The organism is Tistlia sp. (assembly GCF_040905785.1).
In the GTDB taxonomy this organism is placed as follows: domain Bacteria; phylum Pseudomonadota; class Alphaproteobacteria; order Kiloniellales; family DSM-21159; genus Tistlia.
Map to the genome: position 1 here is coordinate 1 of NZ_JBBDQW010000010.1, position 20,601 is coordinate 20,601.

At 70.7% G+C, this 20,601-nt stretch carries 24 protein-coding genes and 1 tRNA gene; 4 read left to right on the forward strand and 21 right to left on the reverse strand.

The genetic code is table 11. From position 1 onward, the window contains the following. The first annotated feature begins 91 nt into the window (after positions 1–91). On the forward strand, positions 92–382 hold the full coding sequence (locus tag WD341_RS02940) for a GIY-YIG nuclease family protein (RefSeq protein WP_368423923.1): 291 nt from the start codon (positions 92–94) through the stop codon (positions 380–382). Between the two features lie 126 nt (positions 383–508). Here WD341_RS02940 and WD341_RS02945 read toward each other — a convergent pair whose 3' ends face one another. The 7 genes from WD341_RS02945 to WD341_RS02975 form a co-directional block, all read right to left on the reverse strand. Continuing rightward, positions 509–1,285 carry an ABC transporter ATP-binding protein gene (locus WD341_RS02945; protein ID WP_368423991.1) on the reverse strand — a complete coding sequence of 259 codons (777 nt, stop codon included), beginning with the start codon at positions 1,283–1,285 and terminating at the stop codon, positions 509–511. Positions 1,286–1,296: 11 nt separating this feature from the next. Further along, positions 1,297–2,130 (reverse strand): ABC transporter ATP-binding protein, encoded by an 834-nt coding sequence (locus tag WD341_RS02950; RefSeq protein ID WP_368423924.1) that lies wholly within the window; start codon positions 2,128–2,130, stop codon positions 1,297–1,299. 24 nt (positions 2,131–2,154) lie between these two features. Continuing rightward, the gene (locus WD341_RS02955) at positions 2,155–3,087 is read right to left on the reverse strand and encodes an ABC transporter permease (protein WP_368423925.1); all 933 of its coding nucleotides are present in this window, start codon (positions 3,085–3,087) and stop codon (positions 2,155–2,157) included. Next, entirely contained in the window at positions 3,087–4,124 is a 1,038-nt protein-coding gene (locus tag WD341_RS02960) for an ABC transporter permease (protein ID WP_368423992.1), read from the reverse strand. The genes WD341_RS02955 and WD341_RS02960 overlap by 1 nt, the downstream gene beginning before the upstream one ends. A 91-nt stretch (positions 4,125–4,215) precedes the next feature. After that, positions 4,216–5,829 carry an ABC transporter substrate-binding protein gene (locus WD341_RS02965; protein WP_368423926.1) on the reverse strand — a complete coding sequence of 538 codons (1,614 nt, stop codon included), beginning with the start codon at positions 5,827–5,829 and terminating at the stop codon, positions 4,216–4,218. A 115-nt stretch (positions 5,830–5,944) separates the two neighbouring features. After that, positions 5,945–6,337 carry a VOC family protein gene (locus tag WD341_RS02970; RefSeq protein WP_368423927.1) on the reverse strand — a complete coding sequence of 131 codons (393 nt, stop codon included), beginning with the start codon at positions 6,335–6,337 and terminating at the stop codon, positions 5,945–5,947. A 43-nt stretch (positions 6,338–6,380) separates the two neighbouring features. Next, positions 6,381–7,601, reverse strand: a complete 1,221-nt coding sequence (locus WD341_RS02975; RefSeq protein WP_368423928.1) for an MFS transporter — start codon at positions 7,599–7,601, stop codon at positions 6,381–6,383. A 194-nt stretch (positions 7,602–7,795) separates the two neighbouring features. Between WD341_RS02975 and WD341_RS02980 the strand changes: the two genes are divergently transcribed. Then, the gene (locus WD341_RS02980; RefSeq protein WP_368423929.1) at positions 7,796–7,999 is read left to right on the forward strand and encodes a hypothetical protein; all 204 of its coding nucleotides are present in this window, start codon (positions 7,796–7,798) and stop codon (positions 7,997–7,999) included. 134 nt (positions 8,000–8,133) lie between these two features. On the opposite strand, the gene cutA is transcribed toward WD341_RS02980, so the two are convergent. After that, positions 8,134–8,457 (reverse strand): divalent-cation tolerance protein CutA, encoded by a 324-nt coding sequence (gene cutA / locus WD341_RS02985; RefSeq protein ID WP_368423930.1) that lies wholly within the window; start codon positions 8,455–8,457, stop codon positions 8,134–8,136. A gap of 73 nt (positions 8,458–8,530) precedes the next feature. Here cutA and WD341_RS02990 point away from each other — a divergent pair, with 73 nt between their 5' ends. Beyond that, positions 8,531–8,761 (forward strand): hypothetical protein, encoded by a 231-nt coding sequence (locus tag WD341_RS02990; protein WP_368423931.1) that lies wholly within the window; start codon positions 8,531–8,533, stop codon positions 8,759–8,761. A 13-nt stretch (positions 8,762–8,774) separates the two neighbouring features. Here WD341_RS02990 and WD341_RS02995 read toward each other — a convergent pair whose 3' ends face one another. From WD341_RS02995 to WD341_RS03045, 11 genes are all read right to left on the reverse strand, one after another. Then, the gene (locus WD341_RS02995; RefSeq protein ID WP_368423932.1) at positions 8,775–10,148 is read right to left on the reverse strand and encodes a sensor histidine kinase; all 1,374 of its coding nucleotides are present in this window, start codon (positions 10,146–10,148) and stop codon (positions 8,775–8,777) included. A gap of 10 nt (positions 10,149–10,158) precedes the next feature. Then, positions 10,159–11,373 (reverse strand): FIST signal transduction protein, encoded by a 1,215-nt coding sequence (locus tag WD341_RS03000; RefSeq protein WP_368423933.1) that lies wholly within the window; start codon positions 11,371–11,373, stop codon positions 10,159–10,161. A gap of 188 nt (positions 11,374–11,561) precedes the next feature. Next, positions 11,562–12,020 carry a TIGR01244 family sulfur transferase gene (locus WD341_RS03005; protein ID WP_368423934.1) on the reverse strand — a complete coding sequence of 153 codons (459 nt, stop codon included), beginning with the start codon at positions 12,018–12,020 and terminating at the stop codon, positions 11,562–11,564. 130 nt (positions 12,021–12,150) lie between these two features. Next, positions 12,151–12,227, reverse strand: a tRNA-Pro gene (locus WD341_RS03010). Between the two features lie 81 nt (positions 12,228–12,308). Beyond that, complete coding sequence (locus WD341_RS03015; RefSeq protein WP_368423935.1) at positions 12,309–12,707, reverse strand: MerR family transcriptional regulator; 399 nt, start codon at positions 12,705–12,707, stop codon at positions 12,309–12,311. Between the two features lie 3 nt (positions 12,708–12,710). After that, the gene (locus WD341_RS03020; protein ID WP_368423936.1) at positions 12,711–13,004 is read right to left on the reverse strand and encodes an integration host factor subunit alpha; all 294 of its coding nucleotides are present in this window, start codon (positions 13,002–13,004) and stop codon (positions 12,711–12,713) included. Positions 13,005–13,132: 128 nt separating this feature from the next. After that, positions 13,133–14,110, reverse strand: a complete 978-nt coding sequence (locus WD341_RS03025) for a beta-ketoacyl-ACP synthase III (RefSeq protein WP_368423937.1) — start codon at positions 14,108–14,110, stop codon at positions 13,133–13,135. A gap of 14 nt (positions 14,111–14,124) precedes the next feature. Continuing rightward, positions 14,125–15,177: a phosphate acyltransferase PlsX gene (gene plsX / locus WD341_RS03030; RefSeq protein ID WP_368423938.1), complete on the reverse strand. Its 1,053-nt coding sequence runs from the start codon at positions 15,175–15,177 to the stop codon at positions 14,125–14,127. A gap of 49 nt (positions 15,178–15,226) precedes the next feature. Then, the gene (gene rpmF, locus WD341_RS03035; protein WP_368423939.1) at positions 15,227–15,412 is read right to left on the reverse strand and encodes a 50S ribosomal protein L32; all 186 of its coding nucleotides are present in this window, start codon (positions 15,410–15,412) and stop codon (positions 15,227–15,229) included. Positions 15,413–15,554: 142 nt separating this feature from the next. Beyond that, positions 15,555–16,115 (reverse strand): DUF177 domain-containing protein, encoded by a 561-nt coding sequence (locus WD341_RS03040; RefSeq protein ID WP_368423940.1) that lies wholly within the window; start codon positions 16,113–16,115, stop codon positions 15,555–15,557. Between the two features lie 102 nt (positions 16,116–16,217). Then, positions 16,218–16,811: a ubiquinol-cytochrome C chaperone family protein gene (locus tag WD341_RS03045; RefSeq protein ID WP_368423941.1), complete on the reverse strand. Its 594-nt coding sequence runs from the start codon at positions 16,809–16,811 to the stop codon at positions 16,218–16,220. A gap of 43 nt (positions 16,812–16,854) precedes the next feature. On the opposite strand from WD341_RS03045, the gene WD341_RS03050 reads away from it, so the two are divergent. Further along, positions 16,855–17,328, forward strand: a complete 474-nt coding sequence (locus tag WD341_RS03050) for an outer membrane protein assembly factor BamE (protein ID WP_368423942.1) — start codon at positions 16,855–16,857, stop codon at positions 17,326–17,328. Between the two features lie 22 nt (positions 17,329–17,350). On the opposite strand, the gene WD341_RS03055 is transcribed toward WD341_RS03050, so the two are convergent. Both WD341_RS03055 and WD341_RS03060 read right to left on the reverse strand, forming a co-directional pair. Next, positions 17,351–18,145: a DUF1206 domain-containing protein gene (locus tag WD341_RS03055; RefSeq protein ID WP_368423943.1), complete on the reverse strand. Its 795-nt coding sequence runs from the start codon at positions 18,143–18,145 to the stop codon at positions 17,351–17,353. Positions 18,146–18,296: 151 nt separating this feature from the next. Further along, on the reverse strand, positions 18,297–20,414 hold the full coding sequence (locus WD341_RS03060; RefSeq protein ID WP_368423944.1) for a sodium-translocating pyrophosphatase: 2,118 nt from the start codon (positions 20,412–20,414) through the stop codon (positions 18,297–18,299). Positions 20,415–20,601 lie beyond the last annotated feature (187 nt).

Genomic DNA, 20,601 nt, shown 5'->3' on the forward strand with positions numbered 1-20,601 from the left:
TCTCATGACACTCAGGCCGCATCACAAATCCCGGACACCAGTGCGCGAAGGCGGGAATCCATAGGGACCCGGGAAATGGCATCCTGCGGCGATGAAGGAGCCCTGCGTCTACATCCTCGCCAGCGGCCGTGCCGGTACGCTCTACGTCGGCGTGACGAGCAATCTCCAGGCGCGCGCCTGGCAGCATAGGACCGGCGCCGTCGACGGCTTCACCAAGCGCTATGGCGTCCAACAGCTCGTCTATCTCGAAAGGCACGAGACGATGGAGGGTGCGATCCTGCGCGAGAAGCAGCTCAAGAAGTGGAATCGAGAATGGAAGATCCGGCTCATAGAGCGGGAGAACCCGGAGTGGCGCGACCTCTACGACGAGCTGGTGCGCTGACTCTGGCTCCCTATGGATCCCCGCCTCCGCGGGGATGACGTCAGAGCCGACGCCGGCGCACACGTCCCCGTCGCTTCATGGTGAGCCTGTCGAACCATGGAAGCGTGTGAGCGCGGTCCTGCCTACCTAAGTTCCCGCCGGCGCGTGGGCGCGGCTGGACTCGAGCAGGGTGCGGCTGTAGGCCTCGCGCAGGTCGCCGCCGGCCAGGGCGGCGCGGTCGAGGACCTCGACGATGCGGCCGCCCTGCATGACCGCCAGGCGGTCGCACATGTGGTCGATGACGGCGACGTCGTGGCTGACCATCAGGAAGGTCAGGCCGCGCTCCTCGCGCAGCCGGCTCAGCAGGTTCAGCACCTCGGCCTGGACCGAGGCGTCGAGCGCCGAGGTCGGCTCGTCGAGCAGCAGCACCGAGGGCTCCAGCATCAGGGCGCGCGCCACGGCGACGCGCTGGCGCTGGCCGCCCGAGAGCTGGTGCGGGTAGCGGAAGCGGTAGGAGGCGTCGAGGCCGACGTCGGCCAGCGCCGCCTCGACGCGCCGGTCGCGCTCGCGCCGGTCGCCCAGGCGGTGGATCAGCAGCGGCTCCGAGAGCACCCGGTCGACGCTGTGGCGCGGGTGCAGCGAGCCGAAGGGATCCTGGAAGACCATCTGGACGCGGCGGGCGAAGGCGCGGGCCCGCCCGCCGCCGTGCCCGCGCGGCGGCGGCAGGCCGGCGATCCTCGCCTGCCCGGCCGTGACCGGGGCCAGGCCGCAGAGCGCGCGCAGCACCGTCGACTTGCCCGAGCCGGACTCCCCGACGAGGCCGAAGGACTCGCGCGCCTCGACCGCCAGGTCGATGCCGTCGACCGCGCGCACCCGGTCGCCGTGGCTGGCGAAGACGACCTCAAGGCCCTCGATCTCGATCAGCGCCACCGGCCCTACTCCGCCCAGGCCGGGTCGCGCCGCAGCGTCGGCAGCGGCCGGCGCGGGCCGCCGACCGACGGCAGGCAGCCGAGCAGGCCGCGGGTGTAGGGATGGCTGGCCCGGCCGAGCTCGGCGGCGGCCAGCTCCTCGACGATGCGGCCGGCGTACATCACCAGCACGCGGTCGCAGAAGCGCGCGACCAGCGGCAGGTCGTGGCTGATGAAGATCAGGCCGAGCCCGCGCTCGCGCACCAGCGCGTCGAGGATGCCCAGCACCTCGGCCTCCACCGTGACGTCGAGCGCCGAGGTCAGCTCGTCGGCGATCAGCAGGTCGGGCTCGGGGATCAGCATCATGGCGATCATGACCCGCTGGCCCATGCCGCCCGACAGCTCGTGCGGGTAGGCGCGCAGGACCCGTTCCGGATCGCGGATCTGCACCGCCTCGAGCATGGCGACGGCGCGCGCCGTGGCCTCGCCCCGGGACAGCCGCTCGCGCCGGCGCAGGCCCTCTGTGAGCTGCCGCCCGACGGTCATCACCGGGTTCAGCGAGTACTTCGGGTCCTGCATGACCATCGCCAGGCGGCGGCCGCGCAGCGCCCGCATCTGCCGCTCCGGCAGGCGCAGCAGGTCCTGGCCGTCGAAGTCCAGGCGCCGGGCCGTCACCCGCCCCGGCGGCTCGACCAGCCGCAGGATCGCGCGGCCGGTCATGGTCTTGCCCGAGCCCGACTCGCCGACGATCCCGAGCCGCTCGCGACCGAGGCCGAAGGAGATGCCGCGCACCGCCTCGACCCGCCCGGCGGGCGTGTCGAAGGCGACCCGCAGGTCCTCGACGGCGAGCAGCCCGCTCATCGGCCCGCGCTCATAGGACCGCGCTCATCGGCCCGCGCTCCGGGGGTCGAGCACGTCGCGCAGGCCGTCGCCGAGCAGGTTGAAGCCGAGGCTGACGATGAAGATCGCCAGGCCCGGCACGGTCGCGACCCACCACTGGTCGAACAGGAACTTGCGCCCCGAGGAGATCATCAGGCCCCACTCCGGCAGCGGCGGCTGGGCGCCGAGGCCGAGGAAGCCGAGGCCGGCGGCGACCAGAATGATGCCGGCCATGTCCAGGGTGATGCGCACGATGACCGACGACAGGCACATCGGCATGACGTGGCCGGTGACGATGCGCCAGGAGCCGGCGCCCTGCAGGCGGGCGGCCGCGATGTAGTCGGAGCGGCGCACCGTCAGGGTCTCGGCGCGCGCGACCCGCGCGTAGGGCGGCCAGGCGGTCAGCGCGATCGCCAGCACGGCGTTCTCGATGCCCGGCCCCAGGGCGGCGACGAAGGCCAGCGCCAGGATCAGCCGCGGGAAGGCCAGGAAGATGTCGGTCAGGCGCATCAGCAGGACGCCGAGGGCCCCGCCGAAGTAGCCCGCCGCCGTGCCGACCGCGAGGCCGAAGACCGGCGCCGTCACCACGACCAGCAGGACGATGTAGAGGGTCACCCGGGCGCCGTGGACGACGCGGCTCCAGAGGTCGCGGCCGAACTCGTCGGTGCCGAGCCAGTGGCCCGGGCTGCCCGGCGGCTGCAGGCGGTTGCCGAGATCCTGGGCCAGGGGATCGTGGCTCGCCAGCAGCGGCGCCGCGGCGGCGGCCAGCACCAGCGCCAGCACGATCAGCAGCCCGAACAGGGCCAGGGGATTGCGCAGCAGCGCCAGCCAGGCGAGGTAGGCCTGCCCGAGCCAGGCCTGGCGGCGCGACCGGGGGGTGGCGGTGGTCAGCCAGCCGCGCCAGGCGCCGGGCAGCAGGGTCGGGCTGGAGAGCGCCATCAGCGGGACCGGGGGTCGACCAGCCGGTACAGCAGGTCGGAGAGCAGGTTGAGCAGGATGAAGGCGGCGCCGACCACGATGGTGCCGCCCATCACCGCGGCGAGGTCGCCGGAGAAGAGCGCCTGGGTAATGTAGAGGCCGAGCCCGGGCCAGGCGAAGACCGTCTCGGTCAGCACCGAGCCTTCGAGCAGCTGGGCGTAGGACAGCGCGATCACGGTGATCAGCGGCACCTGGACGTTGCCGAGCGCGTGGATCCAGACGACACGCCACTCCGGCATGCCCTTGACCCGCGCCGTCACGACATACTCCTGGCGCAGCTGCTCCAGCATGAAGGAGCGGGTCATCCGGCTGATGTAGGCCAGGGAGTAGTAGCCGAGCACGCCGGCCGGCAGGACGATGTGGGTCAGGGCGTTGCGGAAAACGTCCCAGGCGCCGGCCAGGGCGGTGTCGACCAGGATCGCGCCGGTGACCTGCGGCACGTCGAGATCGAAGACGAACTGGTAGCTGGTGTCGAGCCGCCCCGGGCCGCCGACCCAGCCGAGCTCGCCGTAGAAGAGCAGCAGGCCCATGAGCCCCAGCCAGAAGACCGGCATGGAGTAGCCGAACAGGCCGAGCAGCCGGATGGCCTGGTCGGCCAGGCGTCCCTGGCGGACCGCCGCGACCACGCCCATGGGCACGCCGAGCAGGACGCCGACCAGGGTCGCGATGGTCGCCAGCTCCAGGGTCGCCGGGAACACCCGGGCGATGTCCTGGAGCACCGGCCGGGCGGTCAGGATCGAGGTGCCGAGATCGCCGGCGAGGACGTCGCGGACGTAGATCGCGAACTGCGTCAACAGCGGCCGGTCGAGGCCGAGCGCGCTGCGCGCCGCCTCGTACTGCGCCGTCGTCGCCCGCTCGCCGACGATGGCCAGGACCGGGTCGATCGGGATCACCCGCCCGATGACGAAGGTGACGAGCAGCAGGCCCAGGAAGGTCGCGGCCAGGGTCGCGACCAGCCCGGCCAGCGCCCAGGCCCGACGCTTGAGCAGGCCCGGAATGAGGCCGCCGCGCAGCGGCCGGCCCGCAGGGCCGGCCGCGCCCGCCCGGTCGCTCACGCCTGCGCTCCCGGCGGAATCCTCGGCCGGTCGGTCACTCCTTGGTGACGTTCCAGTAGAAGGCCGAGTGGATCGAGCCGCCGGCCGAGAAGCCCGCGACGTTGCGCCGGCTGGCGACCTGCTCGATGCGCTGGAACATCACCACGAAGGGCGAGAAGGTCTGGTGCAGGCGCTGGATCTCGCCGTACATGGCAGCGCGCTTCTCGCCATCCCGCTCGAGCACCGCCATGTCGGTGATCTCCTCCACCTCGTCGGCCGGCCAGGCGTTGCGCCACGCCAGGATCCCGGTCAGCCCCGCCTCGTCCGAGTTGTCGGGGTTGCGGGCGAAGGTGTCGGCGTTGGTGTGGGGGTCCGGGTAGTCCGGGCCCCAGTCGCCGAGATAGATGTCGTGCTTGCGCGCCCGGTAGTCGGTCAGGATCTCGGCGCCGGTGCCGACCCGCAGCTCGGCCTGGATTCCGGCCTGGGCCCAGGTGTTCTGCAGGGCCTGGGCGACCTCGAGGCGGTCCTGGTCGTTGCGCACGAAGATGCGCACCTGCAGGTCCTCGACCCCGGCCTCGGCCAGCAGCTCCTTGGCCTTCTCGACGTCGAGCCCATAGGGCCGGTCCTCGATGGCGCCGAGGAAGCCCTTAGGCAGGAAGGCCTGATGGACCATGAACTGGCCCTTGAGGAAGGAGCCGGCCATGCCGTCGTAGTCGACCAGGTACTTGAAGGCCTCGACCACCTTCGGATTGCTGAGCGCCTCGACCTTCTGGTTCAGCGACAGGTAGCGGATCTGGCCGCGCACCTCGTCGGTCACCGCGACCTCCTCGTTGCCGGCGATGCCCTCGACGTCGGTCGGCGTCAGCTTGCGGGCGATGTCGACGTCGCCGCGCTCGAGCAGCAGGCGCTGGGTCGAAGCTTCCGGCACGTGGCGCACGAAGACCCGCTTCAGCGGCGGCGCACCGCGCCAGAAGTCCTCGTTGGCCTCCATGACATAGGAGTCGCTCGGCTTGTAGGCGCGCAGGCTGTAGGCGCCCGAGCCGGCGGTATGGGTCTTCAGCCACTCATAGCCGTAGTCGCCCTCGACCTCGTGCGACAGCGCCTCGGCCTTGTCGACGACCGAGGCGACGACCGCCGTCAGGCAGTTATAGAAGAAGGTCGGCGCGTAGCTGCGGTCGGTGACGATGGTCAGCTCGTGGGGCCCGGTCGCGCGGATCATCTGGTCGACGTTGTCCGGCGTGAAGCCGAACTGGGTCAGGATAAAGGAGGGGGTCTTGTCCAGCTTGACCGCGCGGTGCAGCGACCAGGCGGCGTCCTCCGCCGTCACCGGGTTGCCGGAATGGAAAGTCACGCCCTCGCGGATCCTGAAGGTGTAGGTGACGCCGTCCTCGGCGACGGACCAGCTTTCGGCCAGCCCCGGCACCAGCGGGCCGAGGTCCGTCGGGTCGAGCTCGACCAGCGTGTCGTAGGCGTTGTTCAGGAGGTCGTTGCCCGAGAACTCGAAGCTTTCCGCGGGATCGAGCGAGACGATGTCGTCGATCTTGTCGGCGATGACCAGCGTGTCGGTCGGCGTCTCGGCGCGGGCGAGGCCCAGGGTGGCGAGGCCGAGGGCCGCTGCGGCGGTCACGGCGACCGCGGCGAGCGGACGGCGAAGAGTTGCGATCGGCATGTGGCTCTCCCTGTTTCTATGCGGACCGCTCGGGCCGACGTGGGCGAAGCGGGCACCGCCTCGCCCAATTGTCGCCAAGCGCGCCGGCTTGTCCAGGGAAGAGGCCGCCGGCGGTCTAAGACCGGTAGACCGACAGCTCGATCAGGTTGCGGTCGGGATCGCGCAGATAGACCGAGAGAAGCTCGCCGAGCGCGCCGGTCCGGGCGACCGGGCCGAGCTCGAGCGGCACCCCCAGCGCCTCGAGCTTGCTGGCCACGGCCTCGAGCGGGCCCTCGACCAGGAAGCAGAGGTCGAGGCTGCCCGGGATCGCGATGTCGGCAACCAGTGGCCAGACCGGGCTGGGATAGGGATGCACGTTGATCTTCTGGTCGCCATAACGCAGGGCGACACGGCCCTCGCCAAAGCTCTCCCGGGTCATGCCGAGGACCCGCTCGTACCAGGCGCAGGTCGCCTCCAGGTCGCGCGCCGTCAGCACCAGGTGGTCGAGACGCTCGAGGCGGATCGCCATTCGCCTGCCTTTCCTGCTGGCTCGGCCGATTCCAGGGGCCGCTCTACTCGGCCGGTTGCGGTAGCGGCGCGCGCGGTCGCTCGGCCGGCACGGGGTCGCCGTCGCCGGGCAGGAACAGGGCGGCGACAAAGGCGGTGACGGTCAGCAGCGCCATCGCCGCGAACAGCCAGTAGAACTCGCCGGTCACCGACTGCACCTCGGCCGCCACCCAGATCGCCAGGGGCGCGGTGCCGAAGGCCAGCACGAACTTGACGCCGTAGGCGAGGCTACGGTGCCGCTCGGGCGTGTAGCGGGCGAGCAGCATGTTCTCGGCCGGAAGCGCGCCGGCCGACAGCAGCACCGTCAGCGTCGCGACCGCAATCAGCGGCAGGCCGGCGAAGGCGGCCACCGCGAAGAGCACCGGGACCTGGAGCAGGAAGGCGCCGATGTAGACCCGCTTGAGCGAATGGCGGTCCGCCAAATGGCCGCCCAGGATCTGCACCAGGGAGCCGACGCCGTAGACGACGGAGACGATGGCCCCGATGCCGAAGGCGCCCGCGCCGGCGATCTCGCGCAGCCGCAGGTCGAAGACCTTGGGCAGGGCCGCCTGGGTGCCCTGGAACACCAGGCCGATGACCATCATGGTCCAGAGCAGGATCAGGAAGCCGCGCAGCATCGCGGACCGCGACGAGGGCTGCCCCGACTCGGCCGCCGCGTCGCCCTCGGTGACGTGGCCCCGGGCGACGCACCAGAGCAGCAGCAAGCCCGTCGCCAGGCACAGCACGCCGGGCACGATGAAGGCGGCGCGCCAGGACCAGAAATCGATCAACGAGCCGGCGACCAGGCCGGCGCTGGCGACGCCGACGCCGCCGAACACGCCATTGAAGCCCAGCGCCTTGCCGCGCTTCTTGGCGTTGCGCACCAGCCAGGCGATGCCGACCGGGTGGTAGATCGAGGCGAAGAGGCCGATGGCGGCGAGCCCGACGAGCAACGCGGTCGGGCCGTCGACCAGGCCGCAGACGATCGAGGCGCTGCCCAACCCGAGGAAGTAGACGACCATCATGCCGGTCTTCGACCAGCGGTCGCCGAGCCAGCCGGCCGGCAGGGCGGCGAGACCGACCAGCAGCGCTCCCAGGCTCCAGAGCTTGAGCAGTTCGTGGTAGGGCAGCGACCAGACTTCTTCCAGCGACAGGAAGATCACCGCGTAGATCGCGGTGAAGAGATGGACGTAGAGGTGGCCGATGGCCGAGAAGGCGGTGGCCAGACCCGCCGAGCGATCCGACATGGAATCCGTCCGCTGCTTGCAGTCGCTCGAGACTAGTCGGGCGCCGGAATCGCGGCAAGCGGGGCGCCTGCAGGGCAGTCCCGCGGAAGTATGAACAATCCTTACCGAAAGTTGCAGGAGATTTGGTGGAAATGACCCGACCCTCGCCCCAGTCGTGTCACGATCTTGCCCACTTTCGCATCGATCCTACCGTCATGAGCATGATCGAACCCTACGCAGTCTACACGCACGACGCGACGATCCAGGTCTTCCCGGCCTCCTTCGCAGATGCCGCAGAGGCGGGTTCCGGGACCGGTCGAGACGAGGCCGCCGACATCGACCTGAAGCGCGTCGTCTGGGACGTCGACTACCGGAACGAGGTCAAGCGTCGCCTCGGCTCGGGTCCGCGCCTGCGCTGACTGTTCCGCACTGACGGCCCGCCTGGACCGAGAGGCCGAGTGGGGCCTCGCGTCCGCGCCGGCCTGTCTCCCGTCGGTGGCCCCCCTGACGCAGAGACGTCCCGGCCTGCGGACCGGGTGAAATTTCCAATCCTTCAGCGCTCGGTTTCCTCCGCGATCCACGCCAGGAACGCCGGGTTGCCGCCCTCGATGGGCAGGGCGACGACGCAGGGGCAGTCGTAGCTGTGCCGCTCCTGGACGAAGCGCGTCACCGCCTCGATCAGGCTGCTGCGCGTCTTGACGATCAGCACCGCCTCCGAGCCCTCGACGACCTCGCCCTCCCAGCGGAAGATCGGCGTCATGCCCTCGATGACATTGGCGCAGGCGACCAGGCGAGCGCCGAGCAGGTCGCGCCCCAGCGCCTTCGCGGCGGCGCCGTCGGCGGCGGTCATGTAGATCAGGCTGGCGGGCGTGGCCACGGCCTTCGTCCTCCTCGGCTTGCCCTTAGGCCTCCCCGCGTTATCGTAGAGCAAGAGAGACCGCAATGGGGGCATGGCGGTGGCGAACCAGCCAAGTGTCGTACAGAAGGCCTGGCTGGCGCGCGGGCTGGACCAGCCCGGAGGCAAGCTGCCGCTGTTCGACGAGCACGGGCAGCGCTACAGCGAGCGCACGATCCGGGCCTGTGTCGACAAGGGCTGGGCCGAACCCTGGTTCGACAACGCTCTCAAGCCCGACTGGCTGGTCTGCCGGCTGACCGAGCGGGGTCGCGGCCTGTTCGGATAGCCTGTCCTTGCGATCAGGCGACCCACTGCGTCTTCAGCGCCGGCTTGCCGTCTCCGTCGGCGGTGCTCTTCGGCACCGCTTGTTCCGCCTCGACCGCCCGCAGCGTCAGGGTCGCCCGGGTGCCCCGGCCGACCTCGCTCTCGATGGCGATGGAGCCGCCCATGCTCTGGGCCAGGCGGTAGCTGATGGCGAGGCCCAGGCCGGTGCCCTGGTAGCCGCGGACATAGGAGTTCTCGGCCTGGATGAAGGGCTTGCCGATCTGCGCCAGCGTTTCGGGCGGCACCCCGCAGCCACGGTCGCTGACGACCAGCCGATAGCCCTCGCCGCCCTTCGGCGCCGCCAGGCCGACCCGGATCTCCGCGCCCTCGGGCGAGAACTTCGCGGCGTTGCCGATCAGGTTGACCAGGATCTGGCGCAGCCCGCCCTCGTCGGCCGCGACCCGCAGGCCGGGGTCGATCGGATCGATCGCGAGGCGGACGCCGAAGCGCGTGAGATCGATCTCCAGAAGACGCGCTGCCGCCTCCAGCGCGTCGGCCAGTGCGATCGGCTCGATGTCGGTGCGGTGCTGCCCGGCCTCGATGCGGCTGAGCAGCAGCAGGTTGTTGACGATGCCGAGCAGGTGGTGGCCGCTGCCGCGGATGTCGCGGACATAGCCCGCGTAGGCCGGCACGCCGATCGGCCCGAAAGCCTCCTGCTCCATCAGCTCCGAAAAGCCGATGATAGCGTTGAGCGGCGTGCGCAGCTCGTGGCTCATGTTCGCCAGGAACATGTTCTTGGCGCGGCTCTCCTCCTCGGCGGCCAGCGCCCGCCCCCGGCTCGCCTCGATCGCCTGGCGCGCGGTCAGGGCCGCGAGCGCGTGCGAGGCCAGCAGGCTGAACTTGCGCGCGAGCGCGATATCGCAGTGGTCGAAGCCCTTCTCGCCGGGCGCCCGCAGCAGCACCAGGACGCCGCGCCGCTTGCGCATCCTGAGCGGCAGGTAGAGCGCGGCCTGGTCCCGGGACAGGGGCAGCCCCTCAGCCCGGCTCCATTCGGCGACACCCTGGTGGGAGAAGACGGCGGCGACCCGGCCGGCCATCACCTTCTCGAAGAGCGCGCCGATCGGCCAGCGCGAGCCGATCAGCTCGGCGGGCTCGCCGACGGTGCAGCGCAGCTCTTCCTCGCGCGTCTCGATCAGCACCATCGCCTGCGCGAAGGCGAAGGTCGACCAGAGGGAGGAGAAGACGCTGCGAAAGGGGTCCTCCTGGTCCTCGACCGAGAGCAGGGCCTCCATCCCGCGCAGCAGCAGGCGCGACTGCAGGGCCTCGGCGCGCAGGTTCTCGTTCTCCCATTTCAAGGAGGCGATAGCCTGTAGCAGCTCTTCCCTCTCGTCGCCTGCGGGATCCCTCATCTACTCTTCCCTAGCGTCCGAAAGCGATGGCGGAGATCATCAGGTTGCCATGGCGGTTGCGGCCGACGATCTGCCCGAGCTCGCCGAAGGTGAAGCAGCCGAGATAGGGGCGCGCCTCGAAGCTGCGGGAGATGGCCTTCGCGACAGCGGGCATGCCGTCGCCGACGGCCATGCTGCAGCCGGCGCAATAGACCAGCACGCCGCCGGCCAGGGACTCGGCACCGCCCGGCAGGCGCGCGGCGGCGTCGAGCGCGACCTTGCCCGCGCGCTCGATGAGCAGCGCCTCGCTGCCGGTCATCAGTTCCAGGCGGGCACCGAGCGCGACCTCGGCGAAGGTCTCCAGCGAGCCGCCTTCCCCGATCGCGTCCGGATGCACCAGCAGGTACTGCGGGATGCCACTGATCCGCCCGGCCTCGACGGCCAGGGGATGCATCGTCGTCTGTGCCAGGATGCTGCCGCCCGTCGCCATACGGTCGTCGAGCAGGCCCGCGAGCCACTCGTTGTAGACCTCGGCGGCCGGCCGGCCGTCGATCTCGAGAATCCGCCGGCTCTCCGGCGCCGCCGGCGTGGCCGCGGCGGCGAGGCGCGTCACGACGCCGGCGGTCCCGGTCGGCCGGTAGCCGCTCTGGTAGGCGTAGGCGATGCCGCCGGAGGGAAAGAGCACCGCGACCGCCAGCCCCTCGGCGAGCGGTCCCTCCGTGCTCGCCAGGCGCCACTGACCGGCGACGGTGTCGTCTGCCGCGCTGCCGCCGATGATCGGGCAGCTGTCCTCGAGCACGCTGCGCAGGCCGGCGACGACCTGTTCCTCCCGCCCCGGCGACTGGTAGACCCAGACGAGATCGGGCAGCTCCCCCGGACAGCCGGCATTGTCGAGGGCGCTCAGCAGGAGCCGCCGCGCGGTGGCGGAGGGATCTTCGCCCAGGCTCGCCGCGGCGACGCCGTAGAAGCCGGGCTCGTCCTCGACGACCAGCAGGCCGATCGAGCGTCCGTCGCGGTGACGGCCGGAACAGAGCAGCCCGGCGCTCGAGGTACCGCCGATCAGCGGGGTGCCCGGCAGGTGCGCCGCCATGAAGTCCAGGATCGCCGCGTCGTCGTGCCCGCAGCCGTAGAACAGGAAGGCGAGGCTGGCCGCACCGACCGGGCGGGTGTCAAATTCGAGCGCGAGCCGCTCGAGCGCCGAAGCGGTGTCGTCGCCCGCGGCGGAGTAGGCGTGAAGGGCTACCATGGTGCTACTGGACCGTCCCGGCACGCCGGGCCTGAGTTGAAGCCGTCGGAGGCCGGCGGGTCCGGCACGCGCTCCGCAACGCCTCCCATCCGAGCGAGGACGAGCGGCAGGCTCGCCCGTCTACAGCAAAACCCCTAACAAATGCCTGCCGAGGGCGGTCGCCTTCGCCGGAAGTCCGGCGTCGCCCCTCAGGCTTTCTTCTGCTGCTCGTGCCAAGCGACGTACTGCTCGATCATCGGCCGCATGCCGGTCAGGTCGTAGCCGGCGGCGCGGGTCTTCTCCAGGGTCCGCTCCACGTCGCCGGCGTTGTGGCAGGTCTCGGTCAGCGCCCAGAGCGCCGCCGAGCGCGCCCCCGACTTGCAGTGCGCCAGCACCGGCCCCTCGCTACCCTCGACCGCCTTGCGGAATTCCTCCAGGAGCGCAGGGCTTAGGCTCTGGGGCGTCATCGGCAGGTAGTGGTAGGTGAGCCCGGCGGCCTCCGCGGCGGCCCGCATTGTGCGCGAGTCCGGCTGGTCGGGGCCGCCCTCGCCGTCGGGGCGGTTGTTGACGAGGGTCCGCACGCCCAGCCCCGCGATCTCCGGCAGGTCATCGGGCTCGATCTGGCCGCTCGCGTAGAAACCCTCGTCGATCCTGCTGTAGCCCGGCATGGCGCCTTCCCGTTTCGAAGGAGGGGTGAAGAGACACATCTTGGCGGCCCTGGGGCCCGGCACAAGGGCGGATGCCGCGGGTCGAAAGGCGAACGGCCGGCCGGAGGATCCGGCCGGCCGCTGTCGTCGCTGGTCGGAGCGGCGGGATTTGAACCCACGACCCCTTGACCCCCAGTCAAGTGCGCTACCAGGCTGCGCTACGCTCCGTCATGCCGCCCTCCGGCAGGGCCGTCGGGCGGAAGCGCTCCTCTATAGCGAGACGCGCCGCCGGGGGCAATGACGCAACGCTCAGGAAACGCCTTTCCGAAGCAGATCCCTGACTTGAACCAGATCGTCAAGGATCGCCTTCAACTCTTTTCGTTCCTTCGAAATTTCACCGTCTGCCCCACCCTCGTCGGCCGACTTGGCGCCGCCCTCGCGCAGCAGCTTCTGTACGCCCTTGATGGTGTAGCCTTCGCTGTAGAGCAGCTGCCGGATCCGGCGCAGCAACTCGATGTCCTCTGGCCGGTAGTAGCGCCGCCCACCGCCGCGCTTGAGCGGGCGGACCTGGGCGAACTTGGTCTCCCAGAAGCGCAGGACGTGCTGCGGCACGTCGAGCTCCTCGGAGACCTCGCTGATCGTTCGGAAGGCTGCAGCCGACTTGCCGCCCTGGCGGGCGGCGGAAGCGGCGCGCACAGGCTGATGCACCGGCTATTCCCTGTTGATGCGCTGCTTCAGGACGTGAGAAGCGCGGAACACGAGGACGCGGCGCGGCAGGATCGGGACCTCTTCGCCGGTCTTCGGATTGCGGCCGACGCGCTCGCCCTTCTCGCGCACCGAAAAAGTGCCGAAGGAGGAAATCTTGACCATCTGGCCCTCGACCAGGGCGTCGGCCATCTCGCCGAGCACGGCCTCGACCAGGTCGGCCGACTCGTTCCGGGAGAGGCCGACTTCCTGATAGACGGCCTCGCTGAGATCGGCGCGCGTGAGAGTCTGGCCAGTCATGCCCCGCCTCCTTACGGTTTATCAAGACCTTAAGGCAGGGCCTTCACGCGGTCAATCACCCGAAAGGCGGAGCGGCTCCGCCGGCACCGGAAAGCCGTCCAGAGGGGCGGCCGCCGCAGCGGCCGGCGCTACCAGCGGACCAGGGCGGAGCCCCAGGTGAAACCGCCGCCCATGGCCTCGAGCAGCACCAGGTCGCCGCTGCCGATGCGGCCGTCGCCGGCGGCCTCGGCCAGGGCCAGCGGGATCGAGGCCGCGGAGGTGTTGGCGTGGCGGTCGACCGTCATCACGACCCGGTCGAGCGGCAGGTTCAGCCGCTTGGCCATCGCCTCGATGATCCGCGCGTTGGCCTGATGGGGCACCATCCAGTCGATGTCGCCCGGGGTCAGGCCGTTGCTCTCCAGGGCGGTGTCGATGGCCTCGGCCATGCGCACCACGGCATGGCGGAAGACCTCGCGGCCCTGCATGCGCAGGTGGCCCGTGGTGCGCGTCGAGGAAGGCCCGCCGTCGACGTAGAGCGCGTCGTGGTGCGTGCCGTCCGAATAGATATGGGTCGAGAGCACGCCGCGGTCGGCGGCGCCGCCCTCGCCCGGGCCGGCGCGCAGCACCACGGCGCCGGCACCGTCGCCGAACAGCACGCAGGTCGTGCGGTCGGTCCAGTCGAGGATCCGGCTGAAGGTCTCGGCACCGACGACCAGCGCGGTGCTGGCCTGCCCCGTGCGGATGAAATTGTCGGCGATCGCCAGGCCGTAGACGAAGCCCGAGCAGACCGCCTGGACGTCGAAGGCGGCGCCGCGGGTCATCCCGAGCCGCGCCTGGATCTGCGTCGCCGTGGCCGGAAAGGTCTGGTCCGGGGTCGAGGTCGCGCAGACGACCAGATCGAGGTCGTTGGGCGCCAGCCCGGCCACCTCGAGCGCCCGCCGGCTGGCCGCCAGCCCGAGGTCGGAGGTGTTCTCGCCCTCGGCGGCGATGTGGCGCTGCGTGATGCCGGTGCGCTGACGGATCCAGGCGTCGTCGGTATCGACGATCTTCATGAGATCGTCGTTGGTCAGGATCTTCTCGGGCAGATAGGCACCATGGCCGATGACCAGAGAACGCGTGACTGGCATTCCGGGCGGCCGGCTCAGGATGCCGCCACACGGGGCGCCGTACCGTCGCGTGCCGCCGCCAGCGAGACGAAGTCCTCGCGCATGGTTTCGATGAAGCCGTGGCGCGCGAGATCGACCGCCAAGCCGATCGCATGGGCGAAGCCGAGCGCGTCGCTGCCGCCGTGGCTCTTCACCGCGATGCCGTTGAGACCCAGGAAGACGGCGCCGTTGTAGCGCCGCGGATCGACCCGCGCGCGCAATTTGCGCATCGCCGGCTTGGCCAGCAGGTAGCCGAGGCTGGCCAGCAGCGAGTGCCGGAAGGTCGCGCGCAGGAACTCGGTGTAGAGCTTGACGGTGCCTTCGGCGGTCTTCAGCGCGACGTTGCCGGTGAAACCGTCGGTGACCACGACGTCGACCGTGCCCTTGGCGATGTCGTCGCCCTCGACGAAGCCGTGAAACTGACCCGCCAGGTTGGTGGTGCGCAGGATGGCTGCGGCCTCCTGAAGGGCTTCATTGCCCTTCATCTCCTCGGTGCCGACGTTGAGCAGACCGAAGGAGGGCGCCGGCAGGCCAAGCACGGAACGGGCGAAGGCGGTGCCCATCACCGAGAACTGGACGAGGTTGTCGCTGTCGCAGATGACGTTCGCGCCGAGATCGAGCATCACCGATTCGCCGCGCTGGGTCGGGAAGAAGGAGGCGATCGCGGGCCGATCGACGCCCGGCAGGGTGCGCAACGCCAGCTTCGCCATCGCCATCAGGGCGCCGGTATTGCCCGAGGAGACGACGGCCTTGGCGAGGTTGCCCTTCACCGCCTCGATCGCCAGGCGCATCGAGGACTTGCGCCCGGTGCGCAGCGCGACCGAAGGCTTCACGTCGCTGCCGACCACCTCGTCGGTATGGACGAACTCGACCGCGCGGCGCAGCCGCTTCAGCTTGCGGAGCAGCGGCTCGACGTCCTCGGAACGGCCATAGACGAGATAGTTCACGTTCGGATGGCGGCGCAACGCGAGGTTCGCCCCGCGCAGCACCGCACCCGGGGCGTGGTCGCCGCCCATGGCATCCAGGGCTATGGTCAGGCGCCCGGTCACCGCGCTCCGTCCATCATCATGGGGAACGGCCGAGTCACGGCCGTCGGGCCTAGAACTCTTCCTTCGGCTGCAGAATCTGCCGGCCCCGGTACATCCCGCTCTTCAGGTCGACGTGATGCGGACGGCGCAACTCGCCGCTGTCCTTGTCCTCGACGATCGCCGAAGTCGACAGGGCGTGGTGCGAGCGGCGCATGTTGCGCCGGGACTTGGAAACCTTCTTCTTGGGTACCGCCATTGTCTTCTCTCTCTAGTCGCGCCGCGCCGACAGGGCCGCCGACGCCTGTTACTTAGCCATTATGCAACAGCCGGGCAAGCCCGCCTTGGCCGCCCTGTCGTACGGCCCTGGCGGGACTTTGCCCGTCCCCGCTCCCTCTCCCTCAGCGCCGCCCGCGGTCCTTCAGGCTCGCGAGCGCCGCGAAAGGGTTGTCGCTGGGCACCTCCTCCTCGTCGGAGGCGCCCCAGTCGCTCTGCGCCAGCCTGGCCCCCGCCGCACGCGGATAGGGGTCGAGGGCCAACGCAGCCTGCTGGGCGACCAGCTCGCCGAGATCCAGCCTGTCGCCTGTCAGCGGCTCCGGCTCCTCGACTTCCGCATCGAGCACGACCTCGGTCGCCTCCTCCTCGACGGCGGGCTGGAAATCCAGCTCGAACGCCTCGTCCAGCGTCGCCGGCACCGGACCGAGGGTCACGATGCAGCGCTGCGTCGCGGCTGCCGAGAGCTGCCCGGCGACGCGGACCACACTGCCGCCGCGCAACCGGCGCAGCGTCAGATCGGCGGTCAGGCGCTCCAGCCCGAGTAGCCCGAAGCGCTCGGCCAGGGCCGCGCGCTCGCCCGCGTCCGCCTCGACGCTCCGGCGCACCGGCCGCTCGCCGAGCTCGCGCAGATTGAAGGGCCGGGAAAACTTGACACCCGACCCGGAAGCCGCGTCGCCCTGACTCATCGCAACCTACTCTCGCGTGCCGGAGAGCCGCGGAAATTAGTGAAAGCGCCCGCCCGGGTCAAGCGGCGATGCAGGCGTGCGGCGGGCGCGGCGCCTTCCAGTTCAGACCGCGGCTTCTACGGCCGGCGGCGCGGTGAAGGTCAGCCGCCCGGCCAGCAGCTCGGCGTCGCCCTGGACGGCCAGGGCGTCCAGCTGACGCTGCAGGTAGCCCGCCATCGCCGGCGGCACCGCCGCCGGCACCTCGGCGCCGCGGTAGAGATTGCGCCGCAGCGCCGCGGCGAGGGCCTCGGAGCGGCCGGCCGCCTCGGCTTCGGCCAGGGCCACGTCGTAGGCTGCGATGCGACCGTAGAAGGCCCGGCCCATGGCCGCGATCTTGGGCCCGACCTTGAGGTCGCCGACGCCGCTGACGCGGACCGACTGGTCGAGGTCGAAGAACAGCAGGTCGAACAGCGTCTGGCTCAGCTCGGCGGCCGGCGGCGGCGCGTCCTTGAGGCGGCGCATGACCAGCCAGGCGTGCAGCACCAGCAGGTCGAAGCGGCCGTCGACGCTGTCCGGAACGGCGCAGTCCCTGTAGAAGGCCGGCTCGCGCGCCTGGGCGACGAGGGACTCGTAGAGCCTCCGCGCCGCCGGCTCGTGGGGGTTGCCGGGAAAGACCGGGGCGAAGAAGCGGGCGCGCAGGCGTTCGATGATTGTCATGGCGGGCTTGAAATGGCCGGCTCTGCAGCGGTAATCAAGCGTCATGAACAGTCCCTCGCGTCGAGCCGCCGCCCTGCTTCTCGCAGCCCCCCTGCTGATCGGGGCGCTGAGCGCCTGCTCGTCGCGCGTCGCCGTGCGCGGCAACCTGCCGGATCCCGAGGAGGTGGTCGAGGTCATGCCGGGCGAAAGCCGTCGCGACGACGTCCAGCGCATCCTCGGCTCGCCCTCGACCCTGTCGACCTTCCAGGACGACACCTGGTACTACATCGGCGAGCGCACCGAGCAGGTCGCCTTCTTCGAGCCCGAGGTGATCGAGCGCAGCGTGCTGGTCGTCACCTTCAACGACGCCGGCCTGGTCGACGACACGCAGCTCTTCACCGTGGAGGACGCCCAGGAGATCGCGATGGTCGACCGGACCACGCCGACCGAGGGCAAGGAGCTGACGGTGCTGCAGCAGCTGATCGGCAACATCGGCCGCTTCGGCGGCACCGAAGGCATCAAGCGGCCGGGCAGCTGAGGCGCCCCGCCAGCGGCCGCGCTCAGCGGACGCCGAGCTCGACGTTGCGGACGATGCGGCAGCGTGCCTGGACCAGGCTGTAGCAGCCGAAGGCGAAGAGCCCGAGAGCCATCGCCAGGAACAGCACCCCGCCGTAGGGCTGGCCGCGCAGCCATGCGAGCGCGTCGGTCAGCCCGCCGGCCTGCTCCGGATCCAGCTCGAGCGCCGCCAGCAGGAACAGCAGCCCGACGATCGCCAGCAGCAGGCCGCGCGCCGCGAGGCCGGCCGCGCACAGCGGGCCCAGGCGCTGGAGCCCGCAGGCCTCGAGCCGCAGCGTGCGGCGGAAGCGGCCGCTCAGGGCCCGTCCCGTCTGGCCGAGGCCGCCCGCGATCACCGCCAGCCCGACGGCGGCGACCAGGTAGGGGCCGAAGGGCTGCGCGAGCAGCGAGCCGGCCAGGCTCTGCTCGGAGTCGCCGCCGCCCGAGCCGGCCCCCAGCGCCAGCCGCACGGCCGAGACGGCGAGACCCGCATGGACCAAGCCGCTGACCAGCAGGCTGGCCCGCACCACCAGGCCCTTGGCGCCGAGGCCGTGGTCGTCGGCGTCGAGCAGCGCCTGCAGCAGGCGCCAGGTGGCATGGGCCAGGAGGCCCGCCGCGACCAGCGCCAGCAGGGCCAGGCCGAAGGGCTGCTGCCAGAGCTCGCGCAGGGCGCCCTTGGCGTCGGTCGTCTGGCCGCCGACCAGCGCGGCCGTCACCGCGAAGCCGCCGACGATGAGGTAGACCACGCCGCGCGCGCCGTAGCCGACGCGGGCGACGATCCTGACGGTGCGATCGTTCACGCGCTTGCCTTTCCCGATCGGGAGTCCCAGGCGCAAACGCCGCCTGTCGGCCTGCCGTTCCGCCCGAGGCCCGCCGCGCCGCCTTGCGGAACGACGAAGGGCCCCGGGTCGCCCCGGGGCCCTTCGGCCTCCTCGGATCGCGCTCCGGCGATCAGTGCGCCATCACCGCGAGCAGCAGCAGCGCCACGATGTTGGTGATCTTGATCATCGGGTTGACGGCCGGGCCGGCGGTGTCCTTGTAGGGATCGCCGACCGTGTCGCCGGTCACCGCGGCCTTGTGGGCCTCGGAGCCCTTGCCGCCGTGGTGGCCGTCCTCGATGTACTTCTTGGCGTTGTCCCAGGCGCCGCCGCCGGCGGTCATGGAGATCGCCACGAAGAGGCCGGTGACGATGACGCCGAGCAACATCGCGCCGAGGGCCGAGAAGGCCGCCGACTTGTCGGCCAGCGCCCAGACGATCATGAACAGCGCGATCGGCGAGAGCAACGGCAGCATCGAGGGCACGATCATCTCCTTGATCGCGGCCTTGGTCAGCATGTCGACGCAGCGGCCGTAGTCCGGCTTGCCCGTGCCTTCCATGATGCCCGGGATCTCGCGGAACTGGCGGCGCACCTCCTCGACCACCGCGCCGCCGGCGCGGCCCACGGCCATCATGCCCATGGCGCCGAACAGGTAGGGCAGCAGGCCGCCGACGAAGAGGCCGATGACCACGAAGGGGTTGGACAGGGAGAAGTCGACGACGACCCCCTGGAAGGCCGCGGACCCCTCGGCGATGAAGTACTTCAGGTCCTCGGTGTAGGCCGCGAAGAGCACCAGCGCGCCGAGGCCCGCGGAGCCGATCGCATAGCCCTTGGTCACCGCCTTCGTGGTGTTGCCGACCGCGTCGAGCGCGTCGGTGGTCTCGCGCACGTCGGCCGGCAGGTCGGCCATCTCGGCGATGCCGCCGGCGTTGTCGGTGACGGGACCGAAGGCGTCGAGGGCGACGACCATGCCGGCCAGGGCCAGCATGGCGGTGACCGCGATGGCGATGCCGAACAGGCCGGCCAGCACGTAGGTCACCCAGATCGCGGCGCAGATCACCAGCGCCGGCAGGGCGGTCGCCTCCATGGAGACGGCGAGGCCCTGGATGACGTTGGTGCCGTGGCCGGTCACCGAGGCCGCCGCGACCGACTTCACCGGACGGAAGTTGGTGCCGGTGTAGTACTCGGTGATGACCACGATGAGGCCGGTGACGGCGAGGCCGACGAGGGCGCAGAAGAAGAGGTCGGTGCCGGTGAAGGAGGTCTCGCCGTAGGTGTACTCCGTGCCGAACCCGATGGTCAGGGCCGTCACCGGGATCAGCGCCAGGGCCGACAGCACGACCGAGGCCGCGAAGCCCTTGTAGAGCGCCGCCATGATCTTCTTGCTGGCACCCAGCTTCACGAAGTAGGTGCCGATGATCGAGGTGATGATGCAGGCGCCGCCGATCAGCAGCGGATAGACCATCATGTCGGACAGGAAGGCCTCGCCGGCGAAGAGGATCGAGGCCAGCACCATGGTCGCGCCGACCGTCACCACGTAGGTCTCGAACAGGTCCGCGGCCATGCCGGCGCAGTCGCCGACGTTGTCGCCGACGTTGTCCGCGATGACGCCCGGGTTGCGGGGGTCGTCCTCGGGGATGCCCGCCTCGACCTTGCCGACCAGGTCGGCGCCGACGTCGGCGCCCTTGGTGAAGATGCCGCCGCCGAGACGCGCGAAGATCGAGATCAGCGAGGCGCCGAAGGCCAGGGCGACCAGGGCGACCGCGGTCTCGCGATCCTCGAGGCCGTAGCCGATCAGCTGCATGAAGCCGTAGTAGCCGGCGAGGCCGAGCAGCGCGAGGCCGGCGACGAGCATGCCGGTCACGGCGCCCGACTTGAAGGCGACGTCGAGGCCGCCGGCGATGCCGCCGGTGGCCGAGGCCTGGGTCGTGCGGACGTTGGCGCGCACCGACACGTACATGCCGATGTAGCCGGCCAGACCCGAGAGCACCGAGCCGATCACGAAGCCGCCGGCGGCGACGAAGCCCAGCAGCACAGCGACCAGAACCAGGATGACGACGCCGACGGCGGCGATGGTCATGTACTGGCGGTTGAGGTAGGCGCTGGCGCCCTCCTGGATGGCGGCGGCGATCTCCTTCATGCGCGCGCTGCCGGCATCCGCCGACAGCACCGACTTGGCGGTGATCGCACCGTAGACGACGGCCAGCGCGCCACAGGCGATGGCAATGATCAGCGAAAGGCTAGACGACATTCGATCCTTCCCCCGTTCCCTCGGACAGACGCCGCGACCGGCCGCGGCGGCCAAAGGAACCTTTAGCTACTCCAAAAGGCTGGAATCCCCGGAATGAGGCGCGCGGAACATGGCAGAATCGTTTGCAGGGCGCAACCGGCACTCGCGCGCGGCCGGAAGGCGGGCCCCGGCCGGCTTCCGATTCGGC

Coding starts and splice junctions, on each gene's coding strand:
- WD341_RS02940 (WP_368423923.1), top strand. CDS start 92: ATGAAGGAGCCCTGCGTCTACATCCTCGCCAGCGGCCGTGCCGGTACG.
- WD341_RS02950 (WP_368423924.1), bottom strand. CDS start 2,130: ATGAGCGGGCTGCTCGCCGTCGAGGACCTGCGGGTCGCCTTCGACACG.
- WD341_RS02955 (WP_368423925.1), bottom strand. CDS start 3,087: ATGGCGCTCTCCAGCCCGACCCTGCTGCCCGGCGCCTGGCGCGGCTGG.
- WD341_RS02965 (WP_368423926.1), bottom strand. CDS start 5,829: ATGCCGATCGCAACTCTTCGCCGTCCGCTCGCCGCGGTCGCCGTGACC.
- WD341_RS02970 (WP_368423927.1), bottom strand. CDS start 6,337: ATGGCGATCCGCCTCGAGCGTCTCGACCACCTGGTGCTGACGGCGCGC.
- WD341_RS02975 (WP_368423928.1), bottom strand. CDS start 7,601: ATGTCGGATCGCTCGGCGGGTCTGGCCACCGCCTTCTCGGCCATCGGC.
- WD341_RS02980 (WP_368423929.1), top strand. CDS start 7,796: ATGAGCATGATCGAACCCTACGCAGTCTACACGCACGACGCGACGATC.
- WD341_RS02990 (WP_368423931.1), top strand. CDS start 8,531: ATGGCGGTGGCGAACCAGCCAAGTGTCGTACAGAAGGCCTGGCTGGCG.
- WD341_RS02995 (WP_368423932.1), bottom strand. CDS start 10,148: ATGAGGGATCCCGCAGGCGACGAGAGGGAAGAGCTGCTACAGGCTATC.
- WD341_RS03000 (WP_368423933.1), bottom strand. CDS start 11,373: ATGGTAGCCCTTCACGCCTACTCCGCCGCGGGCGACGACACCGCTTCG.
- WD341_RS03005 (WP_368423934.1), bottom strand. CDS start 12,020: ATGCCGGGCTACAGCAGGATCGACGAGGGTTTCTACGCGAGCGGCCAG.
- WD341_RS03020 (WP_368423936.1), bottom strand. CDS start 13,004: ATGACTGGCCAGACTCTCACGCGCGCCGATCTCAGCGAGGCCGTCTAT.
- WD341_RS03025 (WP_368423937.1), bottom strand. CDS start 14,110: ATGCCAGTCACGCGTTCTCTGGTCATCGGCCATGGTGCCTATCTGCCC.
- rpmF (WP_368423939.1), bottom strand. CDS start 15,412: ATGGCGGTACCCAAGAAGAAGGTTTCCAAGTCCCGGCGCAACATGCGC.
- WD341_RS03040 (WP_368423940.1), bottom strand. CDS start 16,115: ATGAGTCAGGGCGACGCGGCTTCCGGGTCGGGTGTCAAGTTTTCCCGG.
- WD341_RS03045 (WP_368423941.1), bottom strand. CDS start 16,811: ATGACAATCATCGAACGCCTGCGCGCCCGCTTCTTCGCCCCGGTCTTT.
- WD341_RS03050 (WP_368423942.1), top strand. CDS start 16,855: ATGAACAGTCCCTCGCGTCGAGCCGCCGCCCTGCTTCTCGCAGCCCCC.
- WD341_RS03060 (WP_368423944.1), bottom strand. CDS start 20,414: ATGTCGTCTAGCCTTTCGCTGATCATTGCCATCGCCTGTGGCGCGCTG.